We start from the raw sequence: 24,561 nt of genomic DNA, 5'->3' as shown, positions 1-24,561 counted from the left end.
AAAAGGCTATAAAACCTGTACAAATCTTCATTGGGATTATTAAGCAAGTGCAGGAATTCCTTTCGGATATCCACCGGCATTTCATGATATAGAACCCAGGTGCTATAAATGGCATAGCGCAACCACATACAGAGTGCAATAATAACAACCACACCGACAGATTGAGAAATTACCCTCACGCAAATCCACTTCCAAAGCGAAACTCTTTTGCTTTTATTATTCATTTATTCCAATACCTGTAGCCCATCGCTCTAACGGTCAGCAGTACATCCTCCACCCCTACCGAATTGAGTTTTTTGCGCAAGTTATAAATATGCGTATCGACAACCCGCTCAAATGCATCACTTTCCGGCAAACACATATTTAACAATGTTTGGCGGGAAAACGCTCTTTTTGGCGCACGCATTAGCACAGATAACAGTAAGAACTCAGTCGGTGTAAGATCCACTGCAATTTTAACGTTTTCGGCGTGGCAAACGTGAACCAGCATCGCCTCTTCATCAAGTTGTACCGGGCCACAAATAATAAGTTCGGATTTTATATTTAATGCAGTCGCTCTTCTCAGCACGGCATGAACCCGAGCAACGACCTCACCCGGGTTGTAGGGTTTCACGATGTAATCATCAACGCCGTGCCTCAACGAGGAGATCTTATCCTGAATCTCGCCGATTGCCGTCACCATGATGACCGGCACATCGCTCTTTCTACGCACACGTGCCAATATTTCATTGCCATTTATTCCCGGCAGCATGACGTCTAATAAAACCAAGTCAGGTTGCCAGGAAAAAACCATCTCTAGCCCTTTAACACCATCGCCGACTTTGGCAACGGCAAAGCACTCTCTTTTTAGATAAGCTTCCAGGACTTCTGCAGCATGCATATCGTCCTCGATGATTAAAATTCTTTTTTCTGCCATATATTAACCTGCTATTCAGTCACGCTAACCAAGTGAAAAATATAATAAGCTTAGCACTTTTTTATTTAAAGAATAAACAAAAAACGAAGATAGTACATATCAGGCGGTTAAAAATAAAGTCAGCACGACTTCATTCAAAATCAGCCCGACAAAGAAGGCAACACAATAACATTAAAATTCAAATAGTTACAAACGAAACATCATAAACCCCAAAATAAAAAGAACAGAAATTGACAACATCTTGACAAAGTTAAGCAATAATCGAGATTTCAATAGCGCCAACAGGTGAAGATATAGGGAGTCGATGCAATGGAAATGAGCAAAGTTGAACAATCAAGAATATTTATTAATAGCGTTATCAATCTGTTAGAAATGCATCTCAGGCAACCGGTAAACATCATCAACCTGATTGATAAAACTGGATATTCCAGATGGTATGTTCAACGTAAGTTCTGCGCTTTGGCCGGTATATCGATGAAGTCTTACATCAGATCAAGGAAAATGACAGAGGCGGCGAAAATGATTTTATCTACAGACAGGAAGATCATAGATATTGCACTTGAATATGGTTATCTGGAACAGCAGGCTTTCTGTCGCATCTTTAAAAACCACTATGGCGTTTCCCCTACGATGTTTCGCAAAATGAATAAGCCACGTGAGGATATTTGGATATCGGCGAAAACGGTGCTTGTAAAGTTCACAAACAATGGGAAATAAAACCGCGGGTGTAACGAAGTTACAACATGTTGTCAGCGATGAAGAGCAACAGGATATGATTCATCAGCGCATGTTTATAATAAAAGGCCAAACACCCCATTATTTTTATTTAAAAAATCTTTTTCCGAACTACAATCAACGACATTTTCTGTCGCCAGCCAAACACAATCTTATTCGCTTAGTCCCAACCCGTTAGAATTCTTTTGCTTTCTCGAATGTCTGGGATATTGAGATGGTGCCGATAATAGGAGTCGAACCTACGACCTTCGCATTACGAATGCGCTGCTCTACCAACTGAGCTATATCGGCATCGAGCCGGGCCTGCAGGGCAAGCCGGAAGTGCGTTGAACAAGGTAGACCCGTGCACGAAATGAGTCAATAGCCGCCGGGGCGTTTGGTTGTTTTGCAAGCAGCCACACTGCCGCGCGTTGTCCCTTCCAAAACAATCAGGGCGCAGCACGCTGCACCCTGAGGTCTTTACTACCGCAATCCGGCCTTAGCTGCGCACCAGATCGTCGCCGTAGCCGATCCACTTGTAGGTGGTCAGCGCGTCCAGGCCCATCGGGCCGCGGGCGTGCAGTTTCTGGGTGCTTACCGCCACTTCCGCGCCCAGGCCGAACTGGCCGCCGTCGGTGAAGCGGGTGCTGGCGTTGACGTACACCGCCGAGGAGTCCACCGCGCGCACGAAGTGCTCGGCGCTGCTCAGCGAGCGGGTGAGGATCGCGTCGGAGTGGTTGGTGCCGTGGGTGCGGATGTGGTCGATGGCCTGATTGATATCGTCCACCAGCAACACGTTCAGATCCAGCGACAGCCATTCATCGTCGTAATCTTCCGCGTTCACCGGCACCACCGTCGCCGGGCCGCCCTGCAGCAGCGGCAGCGCGTTTTCCGCCGCGTGCAGCGTCACGCCCGCCGCCGCCATTTTGGCGCTCAGCGCCGGCAGGAACTCGGCAGCGATGCTGCGGTTCACCAGCAGCGTCTCCAGCGAGTTACAGGCGCTCGGGCGCTGAATCTTGGCGTTCTCAATGACCGTCAGCGCCTTGTCGAAATCGACGTCGGCATCCACGTAGGTGTGGCACACGCCGATGCCGCCGGTGATCACCGGGATAGTCGATTGCTCGCGGCACAGCTTGTGCAGGCCGGCGCCGCCGCGCGGGATCAGCATGTCGACATAGCGATCCAGGCGCAGCAGTTCGTTCACCAGCGCGCGATCCGGGCTGTCGATCGCCTGCACCGCCGCCGCCGGCAGGCCGCACTGTTCCAGCGCCTGCTGGATCACTTTCACCGTCGCCTGGTTGGTGTTGTGCGTCTCTTTACCACCGCGCAGGATCACTGCGTTGCCGGTTTTCAGGCACAGGCTGGCGACGTCGATGGTGACGTTCGGCCGCGCCTCGTAAATCACGCCAATCACGCCGAGCGGCACCCGGCGGCGCTCCAGCTTCAGCCCGCTGTCCAGCAGGTTGCCGTCCAGCACGTGGCCGACCGGATCGTTCAGGCGGCACACCTGACGCACGTCGTTGGCGATCGCCGCCAGCCGCGCCGGGGTCAGCAGCAGGCGATCGAGCAGCGCTTCGCTCATGCCGGTGGCGCGCGCCTGCGCCATGTCTTGTTCGTTCGCCAGCAGGATCGCTTCGCTGTTGGCTTCCAGCCTGTCGGCCATCACCGACAGCACCTGATTCTTCTTCGCCGTGCTCAGCACCGCCAGCTGCCAGGAGGCCTGCTTGGCGGCCTTCCCCATCTGATCCAGCATGCTCACTCCTTAACTGACAATCATATCGTCGCGGTGCACTGCCACCGGACCGTATTCATAACCGAGGATTTCGCTGATTTCCTGCGAGTGGTGCCCGGCGATCATGCGCATCGCATCGCTGTTGTAGCGGCTGACGCCGTGCGCCAGATCGCGCCCCGCCAGGTTACGGATGCGGATCACTTCGCCGCGCGAGAAGTCGCCCTTCACTTCGCGAATGCCCTTCGGCAACAGCGAGCTGCCGCGCGCCATCATTGCTTCCACCGCGCCATCGTCGACGGTGATCTCACCGGCCGGCGGCGCGCCGAAGATCCAGCGTTTGCGGTTTTCCAGCGGGGTTTCCAGCGCGTGGAAACGGGTGCCCACCGGTTTGCCTTCGATCACGTCCGCCACCACGCCCGGCTTGCTGCCGGCGGCGATCACCACGTCGATGCCGGCGCGGCAGGCCACGTCGGCCGCCTGCAGCTTGGTGCCCATGCCGCCGGTGCCCAGGCCGGAGACGCTGTCGCCGGCGATGGCGCGCAGCGCGTCGTCGATGCCGTGCACTTCACGGATCAGTTCGGCCTGCGGGTTGTTGCGCGGATCGGCGGTATAGAGGCCCTGCTGATCGGTCAGCAGCAGCAGTTTATCGGCCCCGGCCAGAATGGCCGCCAGCGCCGACAGGTTATCGTTGTCGCCCACCTTGATTTCGGCGGTGGCGACGGCGTCGTTCTCATTGATTACCGGCACGATGCGGTTGTCCAGCAGCGCCGTCATGGTGTCGCGCGCGTTGAGGAAGCGCTCGCGGTCTTCCAGATCGGCGCGCGTCAGCAGCATCTGCCCGACGTGGATGCCGTAAATGGAGAACAGCTGTTCCCACAGCTGGATCAGCCGGCTCTGCCCCACCGCCGCCAGCAGTTGCTTGGAAGCGATAGTGGCGGGCAGCTCGGGGTAGCCCAGGTGTTCGCGCCCGGCGGCGATGGCGCCGGAGGTGACGATGACGATGCGGTGGCCCGCAGCGTGTTGCTGCGCGCACTGGCGCACCAATTCGACAATATGGGCGCGGTTCAGACGCAGCGATCCGCCGGTCAACACGCTGGTGCCCAATTTCACAACCAATGTCTGGCTGCCGTTCATAGTATTTCTGCCGTGTGTAATGATGAGAAAAAGAGTGCAAAGGTCTTTGTAACAGGAGAGACGCGTTATGCCAACAGGCACAACGCGAAATCAGCACAATACGTGGTCAAACGGGGTCAGGCGGAGAGTTTGATCAGTTTTTCTTTGAAATCATCGGCGGGTTCCAGCCCCAGTTCCATGGTCGCCAGCAGTTCGCCCAGGCGGCGATGGAAGTCGCGCAGGGTGTCTTCCAGCTTGGCGTTCACTTCATCATCCTTAATGTTTTGCGTCGTCCAGTTGCCTTCCTTGTCGAACAGGCCGAATTGGTACGAATAGGTGAAGCGCGCCTCTTCCGCCTGCAGCTCCATCCACCAGCCCCAGAACTCACGCTTCTCCGGAGCGGGCTTCACATTGACGCAGACGGCCAAACAATCAAAGAAAAACCGGTCGTTCTCACATTGCCCTTCACGCAGGTACGGCCCCAAGCTGGCAAAACGTTTCATTAGTCGGCTTTTAGGGTGACCACTCGGTAACGTCATTCTCTAACCTCCTCAATGTAGACCACTCTTTTTAACAAATTGTTAAAATTTAGCAACTAATTAACGCATTTTATCCTTCAGCCAACCGGACATCTGCAGCAACGCCCGATGGAAGCTGTCGTAAACCGGGGTGCGCGGGATGGCGACCAGCTTGCCGCTCACCGAAGAGGTGACGATCAGCTGCGACTCCTCTTTCGGGCTGAGCGTATCGCGCTCCCAGTAGCCGGAGATCATCGGCGTCGGGCAACGGCGCCCCAGCAACCCCTGCATTTTCAGCGAGTAGCTGTTCAACTCCACTTTCAGCACATTGTCTGAAGCATTGGCCATGCCCATGCGGCTGGCCAGCACGTCCATATACATGTCCGGCACGTTCAACTGGGTGCTGCTGTCACACAGCAGGCGATGCACTACCGGCCCCAGGCAGGCCACACCGCGCAGCCGCTGCGGCTCCAGGTAGGCCAATCGCACCGCCACGTTGGCGCCGAAGCGGAAGCCAAAGGCGCTCACCCGCTGATGGTCCACCCACGGCACCGAGGCCAGCTGGATCAGCACCTGTTGGTGCAGGTAGCTGGAGTCCTGCGTCAGCTTCCATTTGCAGGAGGAACCGATCGACGGCATGTCGAGCGTCAGCATGGCGATGCCTTGCGGCGCCAGGTAGTCGCGGAACAGGCGGTGGTAGTCGGTCTGCAGCGTGTCGAGGCTGCCGCACATCAGCACCGTCGGGAATGGCGCTTCGCCCTTCTCCGGCATGTGCAGGAAACCGGTGACGCTGCCGCCGCCTTCGATGCGAAACTCCAGCTCTTTCAGCTGATACGGCAGCAGCAGCGCCGCCTCTTCGTAAGCGCGATTGGCGAGCATCTCCGCCTGTTCGGCCAGCTCGTCGCCCTTCAGGTGCGGGTAACCGGCGATGCTGTACAGGCTCGCGGCTTTCAGCCAGTATTCGCCGCCGAGCAGCGGATCCTGCTGCTCCGTCGCCCGCTGCTGCCACTGCATGCCCTGATGGATCCATTCGTAGATCCAGTTGCCGTTGCGGTAGCCCACCACGGTATCCAGCCGCTGCGGATTGCTGCGCTCGGCGTCCGAGGCGGCGATGCGCGCCAGCACTTCGTGGATTTCGATCGGGCTGACGCCGCGCCAGGCCCACAGCAGCGGATTCAGTATGCGGTACCAGCTGCCGGTGGTGTCGCCTTCCAGCGCGGAATGCATGGCGGCGCTCACTTTGTTGCGCGCGCGCAGCACCAGCGTCGAGGTTTCAGGGTGTTTGAATTTAGGCTTGAAAAGAATTTCAGAAAGGTTGGCCTGTGCCATGGTAACAACAGCCTCCGTAAATCTGGCGATAGGCCGCAAAAGGCCTACTTAACTGGAGGTAGTGTACCTAACTCTGGCGGGATAAACCAAGATAACGCAAACGCCCGGCATAACCGGGCGTTTGGCTGGAACTGGCTGGGCTTAGCGGCCGCCGATAGGGGGAACGAAGCTGACGCCCATATCCCACGGCTGTTCGATCCAGGTGTCCTGCGGGATGTCGACCACATAGTCGTCCACCAGCGGGCGGCCCGCCGGTTTGGCGAAGATGGTGACGAAATGCGCTTTCGGGTACATGTCGCGGATCGCTTTCGCGGTGCCGCCGGTATCCACCAGATCGTCCACGACGATGAAGCCTTCACCGTCGCCTTCGGCGCGCTTGAGCACTTTCATTTCGCGTTGGTTGTCATGGTCATAGCTGGAAATGCAGACGGTATCCACATAGCGGATGCCGAGTTCGCGCGCCAGCAGGCCCGCCGGTACCAGACCGCCGCGGCTTACGGCAATGATGCCTGTCCATTTGTCGGCAGGCAGCAGGCGGTGCGCCAGCTTGCGTGCGTGTATTTGCAGCATATCCCAGGTAACAACGTATTTTTCGCTCATAGAATCGTGTCCCAGCCGGTGGTGAAGCGGCTTACTTTATAGTTCAGGGGAAAAAAGGTTGCGCGAGATTATAGAGACTGGCCGCGTTGAATTCCAGCTGTACCGAGGAAAACCTCGCGATTTCCGCCGCGCGGCTTTCCGGTGATTGATGCTGAAAAAACGAACGTTCCCGCAGCGAAGCTGTGTGATCAAGCGCTTAAACCGCACAATACGGGGCGCGCACCGCCGGAAATAAAGTGATATTCTCTGACGATCGTGCCACGACGCACAGATGCCCACTCACCTTAACCGCACGGCACGCCCGTCCTGTCGGAGCCTGCCGTCACAGGAGACTTATAGTGTCTGAATTGTCTCAGCTTTCGCCACAGCCGCTGTGGGATATTTTCGCCAAGATCTGTTCTATCCCACACCCTTCTTATCATGAAGAAGCGCTGGCGCAGCACATCCTCACCTGGGCCAAAGAAAAGAACCTGCACGCCGAGCGCGATCGGGTCGGCAATATCCTGCTGCGCAAGCCGGCCACCAAAGGCATGGAAAACCGCAAGCCTGTCGCGCTGCAGGCGCACCTGGACATGGTGCCGCAAAAGAATAACGACACCGTGCACGACTTCGCCAAGGATCCGATCCAGCCTTATATCGCCGGCGAGTGGGTGAAAGCGCGCGGCACCACGCTGGGTGCCGACAACGGCATCGGCATGGCCTCCGCCCTGGCGGTGCTGGCCGACGACAGCGTTGAGCACGGCCCGCTGGAAGTGCTGCTGACCATGACCGAAGAGGCCGGCATGGACGGCGCCTTCGGGCTGCAGCCGAACTGGCTGCAGGCGGACATCCTGATCAATACCGATTCCGAAGAGGAAGGTGAAATCTACATGGGTTGCGCCGGCGGTATCGACTTCATCACCACCCTGCCGCTGCAGCGCGAAGCGGTGCCGGCCGGTTACCAAACCCTGAAGCTGACGCTCAAGGGCTTGAAAGGCGGCCACTCCGGCGCCGAGATCCACGTCGGGCTGGGCAACGCCAACAAGCTGCTGGCGCGCTTCCTGTTCGCCCATGCGGCGGCGCTGAACCTGCGCGTGCTGGATCTGAACGGCGGCACCCTGCGCAACGCCATCCCGCGTGAAGCCTCCGCGGTGGTTGCGGTGCCGGCGGACAAGGCCGACGCGCTGAAAGCCCTGAGCCAGGAGTTCCTGGCGGTGCTGCAGAACGAACTCTCCGCCAAAGAGAAGAACATCACCGTGCTGCTGGAGCCGACCACCAGCGCTTCGCAGGCGCTGAGCGCCGACAGCCAGCAACGTTTCCTGGCGCTGCTGAACGGCACGCCGAACGGCGTGATCCGCATGAGCGACGCGGTAAAAGGCGTGGTGGAAACCTCGCTGAACGTCGGCGTGGTCACCACCAGCGAAAACGAAGCGGAAATCATCTGCCTGATCCGCTCCCTGATCGACAGCGGCAAAGACTACGTGGTCGAGATGCTGACCGCGCTGGGCCAGCTGGCCGGCGCCAAGGGGGCGCCGAAGGGCGGCTACCCGGGCTGGCAGCCGGACGCCGACTCGCCGGTGATGCACCTGGTGCGCGAGCTGTATCAGGAGCTGTTCGACAAGACGCCGAACATCATGGTGATCCACGCCGGTCTGGAATGCGGTCTGTTCAAAAAGCCGTATCCAAACATGGACATGGTATCGATCGGGCCAACCATCACCGGCCCGCACTCGCCGGATGAGCAGGTGCATATCGAAAGCGTCGGTCTGTACTGGAAGCTGCTGACCTCGCTGCTGAAAGCAATCCCTGAGCGCGCGTAAGCTGCGCGCTTAACGCAAAAAGCCGGCGACTTGCCGGCTTTTTTATTCCCAAGGCAGCGCCAGCTGCCGCTCCAGCTGCGGATCGAGCAGCGTCACATGCAGCCCCACCAGCCGCACGCCGCGCCCTTCGCGCCGCTCGCGCCACGCCTGCCGCGCCACCTCCAGCAAATCCTGCCGGTTCAGCACCGGGAACACGTGCTCCTGGGTGGTTTGCTGAAAATCCTGAAACTTCAGCTTCACGCCCTGCCGGGCGATGTGCAGATCCGGCTTCACCTTGCGCAGCCGCATCTCCAGCTCGGGATAGAGTTTGTCGATAATCAGCGTTTCGCAGTCTTCCCAGTCGTGAATGTCTTCCGCCAGCGTGCGCTCCACCCCCACCGATTTGCGCAGCCGCTCCGACGAGATTTCGCGCCGATCGATGCCCTGGCACCGCTCCCACAGCACCCGGCCGAACTTGCCGAAGCGCTTGAGGAGCTGCGCCAAATCGTATTGCTGCACGTCGGCGCAGGTGATAAGCCCCACCTCTTCCAGCCGCTTGGCGGTCACCTTGCCGACGCCGGGGATCTTGCTGAGCGGCAGCTGCTGCAAAAACGCCGGTACCTGCGCCGGCGTGATCACATATTGCCCGTTCGGCTTGTTAATCTCGGAGGCGATTTTGGCGAGAAACTTGATTGGCGCGATACCGGCCGAGGCGGTGAGGTTCAGTTCGTCGGCGATCGCCTGGCGGATCTCCTGGGCGATCAGCGTCGCCGAGCCATTGCATTGCGGGCTGTCGGTCACGTCGAGATAGGCTTCATCGAGCGACAGCGGCTCGATCAGCGGGGTGTAGCGGGCGAAGATTTCGCGGATGTGCAGCGAGGCCTCTTTGTAGGCCGCCATGCGCCCCGGCAACAGGGTGAGATGCGGGCACAGCTTGAGCGCCATCGCCGTGGACATGGCGCTGTGCACGCCGTAGCGCCGCGCCGGGTAGTTGGCGGTGCTGATCACCCCGCGCCGATCGGCGCTGCCGCCAATCGCCAGCGGGATATCGCGCAGGCTGGGATCGTCGCGCATTTCCACCGCCGCGAAGAAGCAGTCCATATCGACATGAATGATTTTACGCATCGCACCCTCCAGTGACACTGTATAAGTATACAGTCAGATACCGAAAGCTCAAGGCCGCAGGATTCGACGAAAGCACCGTTTCCGCCAGATATTTCCGCGTTGTTAAAAAAGCTTAATTTTTCAATAGTATGATTTCCGCCATCCCGTGCGGCTCACCACAACGATAACGACAAGGTACCCTACATGATCAGATTTTCTTATTTGCTGCTGGCTTCCGCGCTGTCGCTGAGCGCGCTGGCGGCCAGCGCTGTCGGTCACGCGCCGGCGATCGTCGCCCACCGCGGCGGCACCGCCGATGCACCGGAGAACACCCGCATCGCCATCGAAACCGCGCTGAAAAACGGCGCCGACGCCATCTGGATCACCCTGCAAGAATCCAAAGACGGCGTCATCGTGCTGTATCGCCCTTCAGATCTGAAAGCGTTGACCAACCGGCAGGGCCCGGTCTCCGCCTATACCACCGCGCAGCTGGCCGAGACCGACGCCGGCTGGGCCTTCGCCAGAGGGGATACGCACCCGTTCCGCGGCCAGGGCATCGACATTCCGCGGTTGGACGACGTGCTTAAAGCGTTTCCGCACGTCACCTTCTATCTGGACATCAAATCCCCAGACGCCGATCCGGCGCAGTTTGGCCAGGCGCTGCTGGCGACGCTGGAAAGCACCGACAGCCTGAACCGCATCCGCGTCTACTCCACCGACGCCAAATACCTGCAGGCGCTGCCGACGGCCATCCCGCGCTTCGAAAGCCGCGACGAGACCCGCACGCTGCTGGCCAATATCACCATGGCGCACCAGTGTGACGTCAAACCGGATAACCGGCAGCCGCGCTGGTACGGGCTGGAGCTGAAGCGCGAGGTGGAAGTGGTGAAGAAATATACCCTCGGCGAAGGGCGTTCGAAGGCGTTTCTGACCTGGGATAAAGAGTCGATGGACTGCTTCCGCTCGCAGGGCCCGGCGCATATCATCCTGTTCGGCGTCAACTCGCCGCAGGAGTATCAGCAGGCGCTGGCGCTGGGCGCCGACGGCGTGATGGTCAACTCACCGGCCGAGGCGAAAAGCTTCCACAAGGCGAAATAAATCATCGGCCACGGGCATAAGGCGGTTCGACAAACCCACCTTATGCCCCCCGGCTTTAAACATCCGTTAGTGAGCAGGAACCACCTGGATGGTGCCATTTTCATTGCGTACGCTAAACCCTGCCCCAAATAACCGGGCGGCAGGCTCAATACCTTTACTTCGTTTATCCGGCGACAACAGCGTTACCGAAACCCCGTAAGACCTCCCGCCCTCGAATTTATAGTTATCGTCAGAAATGCACGTAGCCGCAGTGACCGCAGGCATCTCGTTATCCGCGAAGTTCTTGCCGAAGATAGCGTTGGCGTTGCCGATTTCCTCGATAATGACGCCGGCCAACCGCTCGTCCCCTTCCGGTTGAACCCGCACGCAAACGTGGTTATCAACCACAGTGACGCTGGCCGCGTAGTTCTTTGGCCTCGGATCGTTCATGTGCATACAGCCGGCGAGCAGCAAAGTCAGCGTTCCAGCCAAAATAATGCGGTTCATCCTGTTACCTCTGCTTAAAAAACTGAGAAAGCGCATATTCGTATTTTCTGGCGATCGTTTTATCCGTTACACCCTGAAAATTCACGCCATTGTTAATCGCACCAGCCAGACTTTCATACGCCTTTCGGCAAGGCCCAAATAAAAAACCCGGCCAAAGCCGGGTTTTCGCTATAGCTACAGAATGCGGTGCTTGTCCAGCTGCTCGCGCCGCTGTGCCGCTTTGGCTTCGCGCTTTTTGCGCGCATCGCAAGGTTCCGGGCAGTCGCAGACTTTCTCCATCCCCAATGCGGTGATGCCGCCGCAGCTGCCCTGCAGGCTTTTGCGTTTGAACACGTAGCCCAGCGACATCCCGCCGACGATCAGCAGGAACAACACGAAGGTGGCGGCGAATACCGTCAGCATAGCAACCTCACGAACTCTTTTTCAGGTAGGGTTTGAACGCGTCCGAATAACGCTCCTCAAACCCGTCGGCGGTTTTCACGATCATGAACACCGGGATACCGAGCAGGTTGGCCAGCGCCAGGCCGCGCTCCGGCCCCATCACGTTCAGGCCGGTGGACAGGCCGTCGGCGGTCATACAGGTCGGGCTCAGCACGGTGATCGACACCAGGCGGTGGTTGATCGGCCGGCCGGTGATCGGATCGATGGTGTGCGAATAGCGCACCCCGTCCTGCTCGAAGTAGTTGCGATAGTCACCCGAGGTGGCGATCGACATCTCCCCCGGCTGGATCACCAACTGCGCCTGCTGCTGCGCACCGGCGGTCGGGCGCTCGATGGCGATGCGCCACGGCTTTTGCTCGCCGTTGCGCCCGCGAGTGCGGACTTCACCGCCGATATCCACCATGTAGTTTTGCACGTGTTGCGATTGCAGGTACTCCGCCACCACGTCCACGCCGTATCCTTTGGCGATCGACGACAGGTCGACATACAGCTCGGGGATGCTTTTCACCAGCGCGCTGCCCTGCACCGCCAGTTTATCGGCACCGGTCCAGGCGCGACGGTGCGCCAGCTCCGCCTCGCTCGGCACTTTATCCGGCCGCCCTTCCGGGCCGAAGCCCCACAGGTTGACCAGCGGCCCGACGGTCACGTCCAGCGCGCCATCGGTCACGCGGTTGATGCGCAGCGCTTCGCGCACCACCTCGGCGGTCGCCGGCGAAACCGGGAACGGCCGGTCGATGTCGCGGCTGGCGTTGAAGCGGCTCAGCTCGGAGTCCGGTCGATAGGTGGACATCTGGTCGTTCACCTGCTCCAGCCGTTTATCGATCTCCGCCTGCATCTCGCGCGCCGACGGCGTATCGTCGCCGGTCACATAACGGATCGAATACGAGGTGCCCATGGTTTTACCCGTCAGGTCCACCTGTTCCGGCCCGCAGCCGGTCAGCAGCAGGGTGGCGCTCAGCGCCACGCCCGTCAGCCAGTTCTTCATCGCCAATGCGCGCATTTAGCCACCAAAGTCATCCAGCATGATGTTTTCGTCTTCGACACCCAGATCTTTCAGCATCTTGATCACCGCAGCGTTCATCATCGGCGGCCCGCACATGTAAAACTCGCAGTCCTCCGGCGCCGGGTGATTCTTCAGGTAGTTCTCCAGCAGAACATTATGGATAAAGCCGGTGTAGCCGGTCCAGTTATCTTCCGGCTGCGGATCCGACAGCGCCACGTGCCAGGTGAAGTTGTCATTCTCCGCCTGCAGCTGGTTGAAGTCGTCTTCATAGAACATCTCGCGCAGCGAACGCGCGCCGTACCAGAAGGTGATCTTGCGCTTCGAGTTCAGGCGCTTGAGCTGATCGAAGATGTGCGAGCGCATCGGCGCCATGCCCGCGCCGCCGCCGATGAAGATCATTTCGGCGTCGGTGTCCTTGGCGAAGAACTCGCCGAACGGCCCGGAGATGGTCACCTTGTCACCGGCTTTCAGCGACCAGATATAGGAAGACATGATGCCCGGCGGCACGTCCGGGTTGTTCGGCGGCGGCGTGGCGATACGCACGTTGAGCATGATGATGCCCTTCTCTTCCGGATAGTTGGCCATCGAGTAGGCGCGCACCGTGGTGTCGTTCACCGTCGAGCGGTAGCGGAACAGGTTGAACTTGTCCCAGTCGCCGCGATACTCCTGCGGCACGTCGAAGTCGGCGTAGCTGATGTCGTGCGCCGGGGCTTCGATCTGGATGAAACCGCCCGCGCGGAACGGCACGTCTTCGCCATCGGGGATCTTCAGCTTCAGCTCTTTGATAAAGGTGGCTTTGTTATCGTTGGAGATAACCTCGCACTCCCATTTCTTCACGCCGAAGATCTCTTCCGGCAACTCGATCTTCAGGTTCTGCTTCACGTTCACCTGGCACGCCAGGCGGCAACCCTCTTTCGCTTCGCGCTTGTTGATGTGCGAGAGCTCGGTCGGCAGGATATCGCCACCGCCCTCTTTGATCACCACCCGGCACTGGCCGCAGGAACCGCCGCCACCGCAGGCCGAGGAGACGAAAATCCCCTGGCTGGAGAGCACGTTGAGCAGCTTGTCGCCCGCCGGCGCATGGAAGCTCTTATCCAAATCGCCGTTGATCTCCACCGCGATGTCGCCGGTGTTCACCAGCTTCGATTTGGCGAACAGGATCAGCAATACCAGCACCATCACGATGGTGGTGAACATTGCTACGCCTAAAATAATTTCCATAAATTCTTCCCGCCTTTACAACTGAACACCGGAGAAGGACATGAAGCCCAGCGCCATCAGTCCGGTGGTGATAAAGGTAATGCCCAGGCCGCGCAGTCCCGCCGGCACGTTGGCATACTTGAGTTTTTCGCGGATCCCCGCCATGGCGACGATCGCCAGCATCCAGCCGGTGCCGGAGCCGATGCCGTACACCACCGATTCGGCGAAGTTGTAGTCGCGCTGCACCATGAAGGACACGCCGCCGAAGATGGCGCAGTTCACGGTGATGAGCGGCAGGAAGATGCCGAGCGCGTTATACAGCGACGGGAAGAAGCGATCGAGGATCATCTCCAAAATCTGCACCAGCGCCGCGATCACGCCGATGAAGGTGATGAAGTTGAGGAAGCTCAGATCGACGCCTTCCACCAGCGCGCCGTCGCGCAGGATCAGGTTGTAGACCAGGTTGTTCACCGGCACCGAAATGCCGAGCACGATGGTCACCGCGATGCCCAGGCCAAAGGCGGTCGACACCTTCTTCGAGACCGCCAGGAAGGTACACATCCCGAGGAAGAACGCCAGCGCCATGTTCTCGACGAACACCGCGCGCACAAACAGGCTGATATAGTGTTCCATCGGCCTTTACTCCTTTTCGATCTGCGCCGGCTTCAGGGTGCGCAGCACCCAGATCAGCAGGCCGATGATGAAGAACGCGCTCGGCGCCAGCAGGAACAGGCCGTTCGGCTGATACCAGCCGCCGTTCTGCACCGTTTCCAGCACCGGGACGCCGAACAGCTTGCCGGAGCCAATCAGCTCGCGCAGGAAACCGACCAGCACCAGGATCACCCCGTAGCCCAGCCCGTTGCCGATACCGTCCATAAAGCTCTCGATCGGCGGCGACTTCATGGCGTAAGCCTCGGCGCGCCCCATCACGATACAGTTGGTGATGATAAGGCCGACGAACACCGACAGCTGCTTGGAGATCTCGAACGCGTAGGCGCGCAACAGCTGATCGACCACGATCACCAGCGAGGCGATGATCGCCATCTGCACGATGATGCGCACACTATTGGGAATATGGTGACGGATCAGCGAGATGAAGAAGCTGGAGAACGCCGTCACCAGCGTCACCGCAATGGTCATCACCACCGCCGTCTCCAGCTTGGTGGTCACTGCCAACGCAGAACAGACGCCCAGCACCTGCAGGGCGATCGGGTTATTGTCAAACAGCGGCCCCAGCAGAACCCGCTTTATCTCTTTGGAATCAGCCATTTTTCAGCGCTCCTTCACGAACTTTTTTCAGGAACGGGCCGAAGCCGTGCTCGCCCAACCAGAAATCAAACGTATGCTGCACGCCGTTGGAGGTCAGCGTGGCACCGGACAGGCCGTCCACCCCGTGCACATCCCCCTGACGCGCACCGCCTTTCACCACGCGGATCGCCGGCTGGCCGTTGTCGTCGAACAGCTGTTTGCCGACCCACTGCTGACGCCAGGACGGGTTCTCGACCTCCCCGCCCAGCCCCGGGGTTTCCCCCTGGTCGTAGTAGGTGATGCCCTTGACCGTGTTGCCGTCGTTATCCAGCGCCACGAAGGCGTACATCATCGACCACAGGCCGGTGCCGTATACCGGCAGCACAATCTTGTTCACCTGGCCGCTTTCATCGCGCACCAGGTAGATTTCCGCCTGGTTGCTGCGGCGCTTGATGCCGGCCGGATCGTCGCCCGCCGCCAGCGCCACGCTTTTGGCGTCGTCGCGCAGCGCGGCGCCCAGATCGAACGCCGCCGCCTTGCCGGCGACAAACTCGCCGCTGTTCAGATCCACCAGGCGCGGTTCGATGCGCTCGCTGTACAGGCGCTTGACCTGCTCGCTCTCCATTTTCGGCTGCAACAGGCCGGCTACGTCGAGAATATTGCGCTGCTTATCGAGCAGCTTTTGCTCCTGCTGTTTGGACTTCAGGCCGACGGCGGAGCCCGCCACCACCACTGAACACACCAGACACAGCAGCAGCACTACCAGCAGCGTTTTACCGATGCCGTCGTTTTTCGCTTCATTCGCCACGGGCTTTTCTCCGCTTGATGTTGGCCTGCACCACCAGATAATCGAACAGCGGTGCGAACAGGTTGGCGAACAGGATCGCCAGCATCATGCCTTCCGGATAGGCGGGGTTGACCACCCGGATAAGCACGCACATCACGCCGATTAGAATGCCGTACCACCATTTCCCCTTGTTGGTGAAGGAAGCGGAAACCGGGTCGGTCGCCATAAAGATCATGCCGAAGGCGAAACCGCCCAGCACCAGATGCCAGTACCACGGCATGGCGAACATCGGGTTGGTATCGGAACCGATGGCGTTGAACAACAGGGCGGAAGCCACCATGCCGAGCATTACGCCGGCGACGATGCGCCAGGAGGCCACGCGGCCGAACAGGATAATCGCCCCGCCGATCAGGATCATCAGCGTGGAGACTTCACCGATGGAGCCGGGAATGTTGCCGAGGAAGGCGTCCATCCAGCTGATGGACTGGCCGGTGGCCACGTTGCTCAGGCTGTGCGCCCCGCCTGCGCTCCACTGCGCCAGCGGCGTCGCGCCGGAGAAACCGTCCGCAGAGGTCCACACCAGATCGCCGGAGATCTGCGCCGGATAGGCGAAGAACAGGAAGGCACGGCCGGCCAACGCCGGGTTGAGGAAGTTGCGCCCGGTGCCGCCGAAGATCTCTTTGGCCACCACCACGCCGAAGGTGATGCCCAGCGCGGCCTGCCACAGCGGCAGGGTCGGCGGCACGATCAGCGCGAACAGGATAGAGGTGACGAAGAAGCCTTCGTTGACCTCATGCTTGCGGATAATGGCGAACAGCACTTCCCAGAAGCCGCCGACGACAAACACCACGGCGTAGATCGGCAGGAAGTAACAGGCGCCCAGCACCATCTTGCTGACCCAGCCGGCGTCGGCCGCCAGCGAGGCGCCGAGCCACTGCGCCAGGCGATAATGCCAGTCGCCCGCCAGCACCTGTTGCAGCTCGTCGCCGCTGTACAGATGGTGCAGCGCCGGGATTGCCTGCTGGCCGACGTTGTACATGCCCCAGAACATCGCCGGGAATACCGCCAGCCACACCAGGATCATCATACGTTTCAAATCGATGGCGTCGCGCACGTGCGAAGCGCCGCGCGTCACCGTGCCGGGGGTATAAAACACCGTGGTGGTCGCTTCATACAGCGGGTACCACTTTTCCAGTTTGCCGCCCGGCGTGAAGTGGTGCTCTATCTTCTCAAAATAATTCTTCAGGCCCATCGGTTATCCTTCCTGCTCAATCTTGGTCAGCACCTCGCGCAGCACCGGCGCGTACTCATACTTGCCGGGGCAAACGAAGGTGCACAGCGCCAGATCTTCCTCGTCCAGCTCCAGACAGCCCAGCGCCTGCGCGCTGTCGCTGTCGCCCGCCAGCAGATCGCGCAGCAGCAGCGTCGGCAAAATGTCCAGCGGCATCACCCGCTCGTAGTTGCCGATCGGCACCATGGCGCGCTCGCCGCCGTGGGGGCTGGTCGAGAAGGCGAACAGTTTGTTCTTCAGGAAGTGCCCCAGCGTGGTGCGGGTAATGGAGAACTTGTTCGGCGAAGGCGCGATCCAACCGAACAGCTCTTTGTCGCGCCCTTCTTCCAGCACCGACACCTGCGAGTGGAAACGGCCGAGCCAGGCATTCGGGCCGGCGGCGTGCATGCCGTTCAGCACCGAACCGGAGATCACCCGGTTCTCGCCGTCTTTCAGGCGGCCGGCGGTCAGCTCCTCGAGGCTGGCCCCCAGGCGAGTGCGCAGCAGCGCCGGCTGCGCCACCTGCGGCCCGGCCAGCGCCACGACCCGACGGGTATCGAGCTTACCGGTGGTGAACAGCGTGCCGATGGCGATGACGTCCTGGTAGCCGATGTGCCAAACGGTTTTCTTCAGGCTGACCGGTTCCAGGAAGTGAATGTGAGTGCCCACCAGCCCGGCGGGGTGCGGGCCGGCAAATTCGCTGTAGGCGATCTGCGGGCTGCTCTGCTGGCCAACGGAGGCACCGGCGGCGTGGCATACGTGTACCTTGCCCGTCGTCAGGCGCGCCAACACCAGCAGCCCGGCGTTGAACGCCGCCTGCTGTTCGGCGATGATCACCTGCGGATCGGCGGCCAACGGCTGGGTATCCATCGCGGTGACGAAAATGGCGCGCGCTTCGCTGCCGGGGCTCGGCGTTTTGCTGAACGGACGGGTGCGCAGCGCGGTCCACAGGCCGCTGGCGATCAGTTCACTCTCGACCTGTTCGCGCGGCAGCTGGGCCAACTCCCCCAGCGGGTAATGCGCAAACTCGAGCTGATCGTCACCGCCGTTTTCCAGCGCAATCACCACCGATTGCAATACGCGCCGTTCGCCGCGGTTAATCGCGGCGATGCGGCCGCTGGCGGGAGCCGTGAAGAAAACCCCGGGGTTTTTCTTATCTTCGAACAACGCCTGGCCTTTCTTAACGGTATCGCCTTCCTGCACCAGCATGGAGGGACGCATTCCGACATACTCTTCCCCAAGCAGGGCGACATGCTGAATGTTCGGGCCGTCTTGGATCGCCTGAACCGGAGCCCCGGCTATCGGCAGATCTAACCCTTTTCTGATCTTAATCATAGGATTTATACGATGTAGTTTGGTTTACACGTCTGCCCGGCCCCAGAGGCGGGTGCTGACGATGCCAGGATTGCCGGGCAGTGCGCATGGCGTCACGCCCAACATGAACTTTCTCGCAGTGAAAAATCGGGGTAACGCGCATTCCCTTGATTCCCCCTTTCCGTTGTTTGCTCGACAGTCGATGTGTTAACGGCCTGTAGCCAAATAACCATCAAAACGGCCGGGTTATATGCCATACCCCCTGCCGCTTCAATCGCCACAGCGCGTTAAATTGAAGAGGGAATATTAACATTGTTCGCAACATTGTTCTGCGTTCCGTCGTGACTTGGGTCAAGCAAACGCAATTAAATTTCGCCTGTTTTTCACTACTTATCGTTAAAATCTGCCGGTCATTTCACTTTTATCGAGCTTTGTCGTTTTTTTATACATATCACGTATTGCTAAAAATAAACGCGCTGGTAATCTGGCGGTGTTTTGCGGCAGTAAAAACAATAATCAGTGGCATGCCGACCAAGGTCATTGCGCCGGCAGATAAATATAAGCAGGAATAATAATGAGCAAAATCGCGCTGTTGTTTGCGATGCTTGTTTCTATGCCGATGATCACGGCCTGCAGCGCCAGCGAGCAGGTACCCGAAGCACCGGTAGTTAAACAGCAATTATTGGGTTCGCCGGTCTATATTCAGATCTTCAAAGAGGAACGCAAGCTGGAATTGTATGCCAAAATGGGCAATGAATTCCGCCTGGTCAACACGTTCCCGATCTGTAATTTCTCCGGCGGGCTGGGTCCTAAACGTCGTGAAGGCGATTTTAAAAGTCCGGAAGGCTTTTATAGCGTTGACGCGCACCATCTGAAACCCGACAGCAAGTATTATCGGGCGATCAATATCGGTTTCCCTAATGATTACGATAAATCGCAGGGCTATTCCGGCGCTTATCTGATGATCCACGGCGAATGTAAATCGATCGGCTGTTACGCGATGACCAACACCTATATGGATGAGATCTATCGCTATGTCGAAGCCGCCTTCGCCTATGGCCAAAGCCGCGTCGACATCAGCATCTACCCGTTCCGCATGACCGAGCAAAACCTCAAGCGCCATGCGTCATCCAGCTATATCGCCTTCTGGCGCCAGCTGAAGCCGGGCTACGATTACTTCGCGAAGAACCACCAGCCGCCGATGATGACCGTGGACAACGGCCAGTATGTGCTGGGTCAACCGTTGATGAGCAGCGGCCAGATGACGCAGTACGCGTCAGCCAGCCCGACGCCCAACACCAACCCCTTCGCTCAGAACAAGCCGCTCACCGAAGTGAAATAACGCGAACTCGCCTGGCTCAATCTTGTGCCAGGTTTCGTTAGCGGTCAGCGGTTGGGTGGCGATCACCGTGACCACATCGTTCGGTGTGGTCTGCTGCTGAAAATCGATTTCCACATCCTGATCGAGCAGCGTCGCCTTGCCGAACGGCGCACGGCGCGTGATCCAATACAGGTTGGTGGAGCAATAGGCCATCACGAAGCGCCCGTCCGACAACAGCATGTTGAATACCCCTTTCTTGCGCAGCTGGCTCGCCAACAGGCCGATGTAGCGGAAAACCGCCGGCCACTGGCTCGGGGTACGCGGGTATTTCAGCGCCAGCTGATGCAGCAGCCAGCAGAACGCGTATTCGCTGTCGGTCTGGCCGACCGGGCGAAACGTGCCGGTATCCAGCTGACGGTAGCCTTTCAATTGGCCGTTGTGCGCGTAGGTCCAGTTGCGGCCCCACAGTTCGCGGGTGAACGGGTGGGTGTTTTCCAGCGCCACTTCGCCGCGGTTGGCCTGGCGAATATGGGACACCACCGCACAGGACTTGATCGGGTAGTCCTGCACCAGGCGGGCGATCGGCGAGTTGAAGCTCGGCTGCGGATCCTTGAATGTGCGGCAGCCGTTCCCTTCATAGAAGGTAATGCCCCAGCCATCCTTATGCGGCCCGGTGCGGCCGCCGCGCTGTACCAGGCCGGTAAAGCTGAAGCAGATATCGGTCGGTACGTTTGCGCTCATCCCGAGCAGTTCACACATCGCCAGCACTCCTTAACCACACTGACACAGGCTGTGCGGGCGCGCCATGCGGCGCCCGCAGTCTTATTCATGGGGAGCCACAGCTCCCCGCAGGCTATCAAGCCTTAACCATCTCTTTTTCGATCAGCTGAATCAAGATGTGAATCGCTTTGATGTGGATTTCCTGAATGCGGTCGGCGTAGCCGAAGTGCGGCACGCGAATTTCCACATCGGCGGAACCCGCCATCTTGCCGCCGTCCTTGCCGGTCAGGGTGATCACTTTCATCCCCTTGGCGCGCGCCGCGTCGATGGCCTTGATGATGTTGCCGGAGTTGCCGGAGGTGGAAATGCCCAGCAGCACATCGCCTTCGCGGCCTACCGCTTCCACATAGCGAGAGAAGACGTACTCATAGCCGAAGTCGTTGCTGACGCAGGACAGGTGGCTCACGTCCGAGATGGCAATCGCCGGGTAGCCCGGGCGGTTTTCACGGTAGCGGCCGGTCAGCTCTTCGGCGAAGTGCATCGCGTCGCAATGGGAACCGCCGTTGCCGCAGGAAATCACTTTACCGCCGGCTTTGAAGGAATCCGCCAGCAGCACCGCCGCACGTTGGATGGCGTCGATGTTGGCGTCGTCATTGATAAATTTCGCCAGGGTATCAGCCGCTTCGTTCAGTTCACTGCGAATAAGGTCGTGGTACATGAGGAACCTCTTGTTATCGTCAAATCTTCCGCTCCGCAGTGTACCGGATCGCGGAAACAGCGAGAAGCATTCTCAGCCAAACAGCGCGCCGGTTAAGGAAGCGGAGAGGTTTTTGATGATTGGTGCTGTCAGTTTGTGACCTGAGTTGTAATTAAACTGTAAACGCATTGATAAAAATTCTGCCTTGTACTAAAACCTATTACATACACACAACAGGTCAGACCTCTTACTACTTCGGAGCTTCTTATGATGGTTCTTAGTATTGTCGTTTTACTGGCTCTCCTCGGCGTGGTGTTCTACCACCGAGTGAACCTTACCCTCAGCAGCCTGATCCTGGTGGCGTACACCGCCGCCATGGGCGCGATTGGCCTGTGGAGCTTCTGGCTGTTGCTGCCGCTGGCGATCGTGCTGCTGCCGCTGAACCTTTCCTCCCTGCGCCGTTCCCTGCTCTCCGCACCGGCGTTGCGCGCCTTCCGCAAGGTGATGCCGCCGATGTCCACCACCGAGAAGGAGGCGATCGACGCCGGCACCACCTGGTGGGAAGGCGATCTGTTCCGCGGCGCGCCGGACTGGAACAAGCTGCACAGCTACCCGAAACCGCGCCTGACGGAAGAAGAGCAGGCGTTTATCGACGGCCCGGTGGAAGAAGCCTGCCGCATGGCCAACGACTTCCAGATCACCCACGAACTGGCCGATCTACCGCCTGAACTCTGGGCATACCTGAAAGAACACCGTTTCTTCGCGATGATCATCAAGAAAGAGTACGGCGGTCTGGAATTCTCTCCTTATGCTCAGGCGATGGTGCTGCAAAAACTGGCCGGCGTTTCCGGCATCCTGGCGATCACCGTCGGCGTGCCGAACTCCCTCGGCCCGGGCGAACTGCTGCAGCACTACGGCACCGAAGAACAGAAAAACCACTACCTGCCGGGCCTGGCGCGCGGCGACGAGATCCCTTGCTTCGCGCTGACCAGCCCGGAAGCGGGCTCCGATGCCGGTGCCATTCCGGACGTCGGCACCGTGTGCATGGGCGACTGGCAGGGCAAGCAGGTGCTGGGCATGCGCCTGACCTGGAACAAGCGCTACATCACGCTGGCGCCGGTCGCCACCGTACTGGGCCTGGCGTTCAAACTGCATGACCCGAACCGCCTGCTGAGCGACAACGAATCCCCGGGCATCACCTGTGCGCTGATCCCGACCAGCACGCCGGGCGTGGAAATCGGCAACCGCCACTTCCCACTGAACGTGCCGTTCCAAAACGGCCCGACCCGCGGCACCGACGTATTCGTCCCGATCGATTACATCATCGGCGGCCCGAAAATGGCCGGCCAGGGCTGGCGCATGCTGGTTGAGTGTCTGGCGGTCGGTCGCGGCATCACCCTGCCGTCCAACTCTACCGGCAGCCTGAAATCCATCGCCCTGGCGACCGGTGCCTACGCGCACATTCGCCGTCAATTCAAGATCTCCATCGGCAAGATGGAAGGGATCGAAGAGCCGTTGGCGCGCATCGCCGGCAACACCTATGTGATGGACGCCGCCGCTTCGCTGATCACCTATGCGCTGGTGCAGGGCGAGAAGCCGGCCGTGCTGTCGGCCATCGTCAAATACCACTGTACGCACCGCGGCCAGCAGTCGATCGTTGACGCCATGGACATCGCCGGCGGTAAAGGCATCATGCTCGGCGAATCCAACTTCCTGGCTCGCGCCTATCAGGGCGCACCGATCGCCATCACGGTGGAAGGCGCGAACATCCTGACCCGCACCATGATGATCTTCGGTCAAGGCGCGATCCGCTGCCATCCTTATGTGCTGGATGAAATGGCGGCGGCGCAGAGCAACGATCTGAACGCCTTCGATAAATCGCTGTTCGGCCATCTGGGCCACGTCGGCAGCAACAAGGTACGCAGCTTCTGGCTGGGCCTGACCAACGGCCGCACCAGCGCCACGCCGACCAAGGACGCGACCCGTCGTTACTATCAGCAATTGAACCGCCTGAGCGCCAACCTGGCGTTGCTGTCGGACGTTTCCATGGGCGTGCTGGGCGGTAGCCTGAAGCGCCGCGAGCGCATCTCCGCTCGCCTGGGGGACATCCTCAGCCAGATGTATTTGGCTTCCGCCGTGCTGAAACGCTTTGACGACGAAGGCCGTCAGAAAGAAGATCTGCCGCTGGTGCATTGGGGCGTGCAAGACAGCCTGCATAAAGCCGAACAGGCGCTGGATGACCTGCTGCGCAACTTCCCGAACCGCTTTATCGCCGGCGCGATGCGCTTCGTGGTCTTCCCGCTCGGCCGTGTGCATACCGCACCGTCCGATCGTCTGGATCACCAGTTGGCCAAGATCCTGCAGGTGCCTTCCGCCACCCGCAGCCGTCTGGGGCGCGGCCAGTACCTGACGCCGAGCGAACATAACCCAATCGGCCTGCTGGAAGCGGCGCTGGCCGACGTGATGGCCGCCGAGCCGATTCACGAACGTCTGTGCAAGGCGGTCGGCAAAAACCTGCCGTTCACCCGTCTGGATCGTTTGGCGGAACGCGCGCTGGAAGAAGGCAAGATCAGCGCCGACGAAGCGAAAATTCTGGTGAAAGCCGAAGAGAGCCGTCTGCGTTCCATCAACGTGGACGACTTTGCGCCGGATGCGCTGGCGGCCGCCAAACCGGAAAAGCCGGCGGCGCAGTCTAAGCGCCAACAGCAGACCGAAGCGGCTTAACGCTAATTCCCACTCCACGCATCCAAGGGGCGATCATCATCGCCCCTTTTTCTTTATTCCATCACAAACTGCGCACCGCGCCGCAGGTTGGCGCAACGGCGGATTTCACGGGAAGGAAGTTCGAGTAGACTGCGCGGCGGGTGCTCTGGATCTTTCTGTCCGGAGCCTTGGCAAAGGAGAGAAAGAGAAAGGCCCCGAGTCGATATTATCAACCCGAGGCCACTCTGATGCCTAGCAACATCAGGTTAGCCTCTTACCCGCCGCAAGGCAAGGATAGGGAGGTCAAAAATGCAGCAAGAACGGGTCATGCTTAAGCTGGTGATCCTCTGTATGACGCTGATCGCGTTCATCTGGCTAACCCGCGGTTCGCTGTGCATTGCGCATCAGGCTGGGAGACTCGGAGGTTGCGGCCATTTTGGCTTACGAATCCGAACGGTAAGGCAACCCA

General features: G+C 59.3%; 23 protein-coding genes, 1 tRNA gene and 2 pseudogenes. 6 read left to right on the top strand and 20 right to left on the bottom strand.

Going from position 1 to position 24,561, the window contains the following annotated elements:
• Positions 1 to 224, bottom strand: a pseudogene (locus HMPREF3138_RS26880) (two-component sensor histidine kinase); the annotation flags it as partial.
• The gene (locus HMPREF3138_RS00440) at positions 221 to 916 is read right to left on the bottom strand and encodes a response regulator (protein ID WP_038871292.1); all 696 of its coding nucleotides are present in this window, start codon (positions 914 to 916) and stop codon (positions 221 to 223) included. The gene HMPREF3138_RS00440 and the pseudogene HMPREF3138_RS26880, both read right to left, overlap by 4 nt.
• 309 nt (positions 917 to 1,225) lie before the next feature.
• On the opposite strand from HMPREF3138_RS00440, the gene HMPREF3138_RS00435 reads away from it, so the two are divergent.
• Entirely contained in the window at positions 1,226 to 1,633 is a 408-nt protein-coding gene (locus tag HMPREF3138_RS00435; RefSeq protein ID WP_049193239.1) for a helix-turn-helix domain-containing protein, read from the top strand.
• A 233-nt stretch (positions 1,634 to 1,866) separates the two neighbouring features.
• Here HMPREF3138_RS00435 and HMPREF3138_RS00430 read toward each other — a convergent pair.
• The 6 genes from HMPREF3138_RS00430 to gpt form a co-directional block, all read right to left on the bottom strand.
• Positions 1,867 to 1,942 (bottom strand) — tRNA-Thr (locus HMPREF3138_RS00430).
• A 187-nt stretch (positions 1,943 to 2,129) separates the two neighbouring features.
• Positions 2,130 to 3,383 (bottom strand): glutamate-5-semialdehyde dehydrogenase, encoded by a 1,254-nt coding sequence (proA, locus tag HMPREF3138_RS00425; RefSeq protein ID WP_038871298.1) that lies wholly within the window; start codon positions 3,381 to 3,383, stop codon positions 2,130 to 2,132.
• Between the two features lie 9 nt (positions 3,384 to 3,392).
• Entirely contained in the window at positions 3,393 to 4,496 is a 1,104-nt protein-coding gene (gene proB, locus HMPREF3138_RS00420; RefSeq protein ID WP_015376738.1) for a glutamate 5-kinase, read from the bottom strand.
• Positions 4,497 to 4,612: 116 nt separating this feature from the next.
• Positions 4,613 to 5,014 (bottom strand): sigma factor-binding protein Crl, encoded by a 402-nt coding sequence (gene crl, locus HMPREF3138_RS00415; protein WP_033651027.1) that lies wholly within the window; start codon positions 5,012 to 5,014, stop codon positions 4,613 to 4,615.
• Between the two features lie 60 nt (positions 5,015 to 5,074).
• Positions 5,075 to 6,322 (bottom strand): esterase FrsA, encoded by a 1,248-nt coding sequence (gene frsA, locus HMPREF3138_RS00410; RefSeq protein WP_038871305.1) that lies wholly within the window; start codon positions 6,320 to 6,322, stop codon positions 5,075 to 5,077.
• A gap of 141 nt (positions 6,323 to 6,463) precedes the next feature.
• Entirely contained in the window at positions 6,464 to 6,922 is a 459-nt protein-coding gene (gpt, locus tag HMPREF3138_RS00405; protein ID WP_019454300.1) for a xanthine phosphoribosyltransferase, read from the bottom strand.
• Positions 6,923 to 7,260: 338 nt separating this feature from the next.
• Between gpt and pepD the strand changes: the two genes are divergently transcribed.
• Positions 7,261 to 8,721, top strand: coding sequence for a beta-Ala-His dipeptidase (gene pepD / locus HMPREF3138_RS00400; protein ID WP_070558733.1), 1,461 nt, complete (start codon positions 7,261 to 7,263; stop codon positions 8,719 to 8,721).
• Between the two features lie 42 nt (positions 8,722 to 8,763).
• Here pepD and dinB read toward each other — a convergent pair whose 3' ends face one another.
• Positions 8,764 to 9,825: a DNA polymerase IV gene (dinB, locus tag HMPREF3138_RS00395; RefSeq protein ID WP_038871314.1), complete on the bottom strand. Its 1,062-nt coding sequence runs from the start codon at positions 9,823 to 9,825 to the stop codon at positions 8,764 to 8,766.
• Positions 9,826 to 10,008: 183 nt separating this feature from the next.
• Here dinB and HMPREF3138_RS00390 point away from each other — a divergent pair, with 183 nt between their 5' ends.
• Complete coding sequence (locus HMPREF3138_RS00390; RefSeq protein ID WP_038871317.1) at positions 10,009 to 10,902, top strand: glycerophosphodiester phosphodiesterase family protein; 894 nt, start codon at positions 10,009 to 10,011, stop codon at positions 10,900 to 10,902.
• Positions 10,903 to 10,968: 66 nt separating this feature from the next.
• On the opposite strand, the gene HMPREF3138_RS00385 is transcribed toward HMPREF3138_RS00390, so the two are convergent.
• The 9 genes from HMPREF3138_RS00385 to HMPREF3138_RS00345 form a co-directional block, all read right to left on the bottom strand.
• A complete protein-coding gene (locus HMPREF3138_RS00385; protein ID WP_038871320.1) occupies positions 10,969 to 11,388 on the bottom strand; it encodes a putative T6SS immunity periplasmic lipoprotein in 420 nt (139 codons plus the stop codon).
• Between the two features lie 174 nt (positions 11,389 to 11,562).
• Positions 11,563 to 11,790: a (Na+)-NQR maturation NqrM gene (nqrM, locus tag HMPREF3138_RS00380; RefSeq protein ID WP_004930244.1), complete on the bottom strand. Its 228-nt coding sequence runs from the start codon at positions 11,788 to 11,790 to the stop codon at positions 11,563 to 11,565.
• Positions 11,791 to 11,797: 7 nt separating this feature from the next.
• Positions 11,798 to 12,829, bottom strand: coding sequence for an FAD:protein FMN transferase (locus tag HMPREF3138_RS00375; RefSeq protein WP_038871326.1), 1,032 nt, complete (start codon positions 12,827 to 12,829; stop codon positions 11,798 to 11,800).
• On the bottom strand, positions 12,830 to 14,053 hold the full coding sequence (gene nqrF / locus HMPREF3138_RS00370) for an NADH:ubiquinone reductase (Na(+)-transporting) subunit F (protein WP_038871329.1): 1,224 nt from the start codon (positions 14,051 to 14,053) through the stop codon (positions 12,830 to 12,832).
• 15 nt (positions 14,054 to 14,068) lie between these two features.
• Entirely contained in the window at positions 14,069 to 14,665 is a 597-nt protein-coding gene (gene nqrE, locus HMPREF3138_RS00365; RefSeq protein WP_015376732.1) for an NADH:ubiquinone reductase (Na(+)-transporting) subunit E, read from the bottom strand.
• A 6-nt stretch (positions 14,666 to 14,671) separates the two neighbouring features.
• Complete coding sequence (locus HMPREF3138_RS00360) at positions 14,672 to 15,301, bottom strand: NADH:ubiquinone reductase (Na(+)-transporting) subunit D (RefSeq protein WP_004930232.1); 630 nt, start codon at positions 15,299 to 15,301, stop codon at positions 14,672 to 14,674.
• Entirely contained in the window at positions 15,294 to 16,088 is a 795-nt protein-coding gene (locus tag HMPREF3138_RS00355; RefSeq protein WP_015376731.1) for a Na(+)-translocating NADH-quinone reductase subunit C, read from the bottom strand. The genes HMPREF3138_RS00360 and HMPREF3138_RS00355 overlap by 8 nt, the downstream gene beginning before the upstream one ends.
• Positions 16,078 to 17,319 (bottom strand): NADH:ubiquinone reductase (Na(+)-transporting) subunit B, encoded by a 1,242-nt coding sequence (locus tag HMPREF3138_RS00350; RefSeq protein WP_033649926.1) that lies wholly within the window; start codon positions 17,317 to 17,319, stop codon positions 16,078 to 16,080. Before HMPREF3138_RS00350 ends, HMPREF3138_RS00355 begins: the two co-directional genes overlap by 11 nt.
• Positions 17,320 to 17,322: 3 nt before the next feature.
• Positions 17,323 to 18,672, bottom strand: a complete 1,350-nt coding sequence (locus HMPREF3138_RS00345; protein ID WP_070558731.1) for a Na(+)-translocating NADH-quinone reductase subunit A — start codon at positions 18,670 to 18,672, stop codon at positions 17,323 to 17,325.
• A 553-nt stretch (positions 18,673 to 19,225) separates the two neighbouring features.
• Here HMPREF3138_RS00345 and dpaA point away from each other — a divergent pair.
• Positions 19,226 to 19,993 (top strand): peptidoglycan meso-diaminopimelic acid protein amidase, encoded by a 768-nt coding sequence (gene dpaA / locus HMPREF3138_RS00340; protein WP_038871336.1) that lies wholly within the window; start codon positions 19,226 to 19,228, stop codon positions 19,991 to 19,993.
• On the opposite strand, the gene HMPREF3138_RS00335 is transcribed toward dpaA, so the two are convergent.
• Together HMPREF3138_RS00335 and lpcA are read right to left on the bottom strand one after the other, a co-directional pair.
• Positions 19,928 to 20,731: a class II glutamine amidotransferase gene (locus HMPREF3138_RS00335; protein ID WP_004930222.1), complete on the bottom strand. Its 804-nt coding sequence runs from the start codon at positions 20,729 to 20,731 to the stop codon at positions 19,928 to 19,930. The genes dpaA and HMPREF3138_RS00335 overlap by 66 nt on opposite strands.
• 97 nt (positions 20,732 to 20,828) lie before the next feature.
• Complete coding sequence (lpcA, locus tag HMPREF3138_RS00330; RefSeq protein ID WP_004930220.1) at positions 20,829 to 21,410, bottom strand: D-sedoheptulose 7-phosphate isomerase; 582 nt, start codon at positions 21,408 to 21,410, stop codon at positions 20,829 to 20,831.
• A 246-nt stretch (positions 21,411 to 21,656) separates the two neighbouring features.
• On the opposite strand from lpcA, the gene fadE reads away from it, so the two are divergent.
• Together fadE and HMPREF3138_RS24940 are read left to right on the top strand one after the other, a co-directional pair.
• On the top strand, positions 21,657 to 24,113 hold the full coding sequence (gene fadE / locus HMPREF3138_RS00325) for an acyl-CoA dehydrogenase FadE (RefSeq protein ID WP_070558729.1): 2,457 nt from the start codon (positions 21,657 to 21,659) through the stop codon (positions 24,111 to 24,113).
• Positions 24,114 to 24,401: 288 nt separating this feature from the next.
• Positions 24,402 to 24,552: pseudogene (locus HMPREF3138_RS24940) on the top strand (Hok/Gef family protein).
• The last annotated feature ends 9 nt before the right edge of the window (positions 24,553 to 24,561 follow it).

The sequence above is a fragment of the Serratia sp. HMSC15F11 genome, from assembly GCF_001808215.1.
GTDB lineage: Bacteria > Pseudomonadota > Gammaproteobacteria > Enterobacterales > Enterobacteriaceae > Serratia > Serratia nevei.
This window is presented reverse-complemented; position numbering and strand designations above follow the sequence as displayed.

Coding starts and splice junctions, on each gene's coding strand:
- HMPREF3138_RS00440 (WP_038871292.1), bottom strand. CDS start 916: ATGGCAGAAAAAAGAATTTTAATCATCGAGGACGATATGCATGCTGCA.
- HMPREF3138_RS00435 (WP_049193239.1), top strand. CDS start 1,226: ATGGAAATGAGCAAAGTTGAACAATCAAGAATATTTATTAATAGCGTT.
- proA (WP_038871298.1), bottom strand. CDS start 3,383: ATGCTGGATCAGATGGGGAAGGCCGCCAAGCAGGCCTCCTGGCAGCTG.
- proB (WP_015376738.1), bottom strand. CDS start 4,496: ATGAACGGCAGCCAGACATTGGTTGTGAAATTGGGCACCAGCGTGTTG.
- crl (WP_033651027.1), bottom strand. CDS start 5,014: ATGACGTTACCGAGTGGTCACCCTAAAAGCCGACTAATGAAACGTTTT.
- frsA (WP_038871305.1), bottom strand. CDS start 6,322: ATGGCACAGGCCAACCTTTCTGAAATTCTTTTCAAGCCTAAATTCAAA.
- gpt (WP_019454300.1), bottom strand. CDS start 6,922: ATGAGCGAAAAATACGTTGTTACCTGGGATATGCTGCAAATACACGCA.
- dinB (WP_038871314.1), bottom strand. CDS start 9,825: ATGCGTAAAATCATTCATGTCGATATGGACTGCTTCTTCGCGGCGGTG.
- HMPREF3138_RS00390 (WP_038871317.1), top strand. CDS start 10,009: ATGATCAGATTTTCTTATTTGCTGCTGGCTTCCGCGCTGTCGCTGAGC.
- HMPREF3138_RS00385 (WP_038871320.1), bottom strand. CDS start 11,388: ATGAACCGCATTATTTTGGCTGGAACGCTGACTTTGCTGCTCGCCGGC.
- nqrM (WP_004930244.1), bottom strand. CDS start 11,790: ATGCTGACGGTATTCGCCGCCACCTTCGTGTTGTTCCTGCTGATCGTC.
- HMPREF3138_RS00375 (WP_038871326.1), bottom strand. CDS start 12,829: ATGCGCGCATTGGCGATGAAGAACTGGCTGACGGGCGTGGCGCTGAGC.
- nqrF (WP_038871329.1), bottom strand. CDS start 14,053: ATGGAAATTATTTTAGGCGTAGCAATGTTCACCACCATCGTGATGGTG.
- nqrE (WP_015376732.1), bottom strand. CDS start 14,665: ATGGAACACTATATCAGCCTGTTTGTGCGCGCGGTGTTCGTCGAGAAC.
- HMPREF3138_RS00360 (WP_004930232.1), bottom strand. CDS start 15,301: ATGGCTGATTCCAAAGAGATAAAGCGGGTTCTGCTGGGGCCGCTGTTT.
- HMPREF3138_RS00350 (WP_033649926.1), bottom strand. CDS start 17,319: ATGGGCCTGAAGAATTATTTTGAGAAGATAGAGCACCACTTCACGCCG.
- HMPREF3138_RS00345 (WP_070558731.1), bottom strand. CDS start 18,672: ATGATTAAGATCAGAAAAGGGTTAGATCTGCCGATAGCCGGGGCTCCG.
- dpaA (WP_038871336.1), top strand. CDS start 19,226: ATGAGCAAAATCGCGCTGTTGTTTGCGATGCTTGTTTCTATGCCGATG.
- HMPREF3138_RS00335 (WP_004930222.1), bottom strand. CDS start 20,731: ATGTGTGAACTGCTCGGGATGAGCGCAAACGTACCGACCGATATCTGC.
- lpcA (WP_004930220.1), bottom strand. CDS start 21,410: ATGTACCACGACCTTATTCGCAGTGAACTGAACGAAGCGGCTGATACC.
- fadE (WP_070558729.1), top strand. CDS start 21,657: ATGATGGTTCTTAGTATTGTCGTTTTACTGGCTCTCCTCGGCGTGGTG.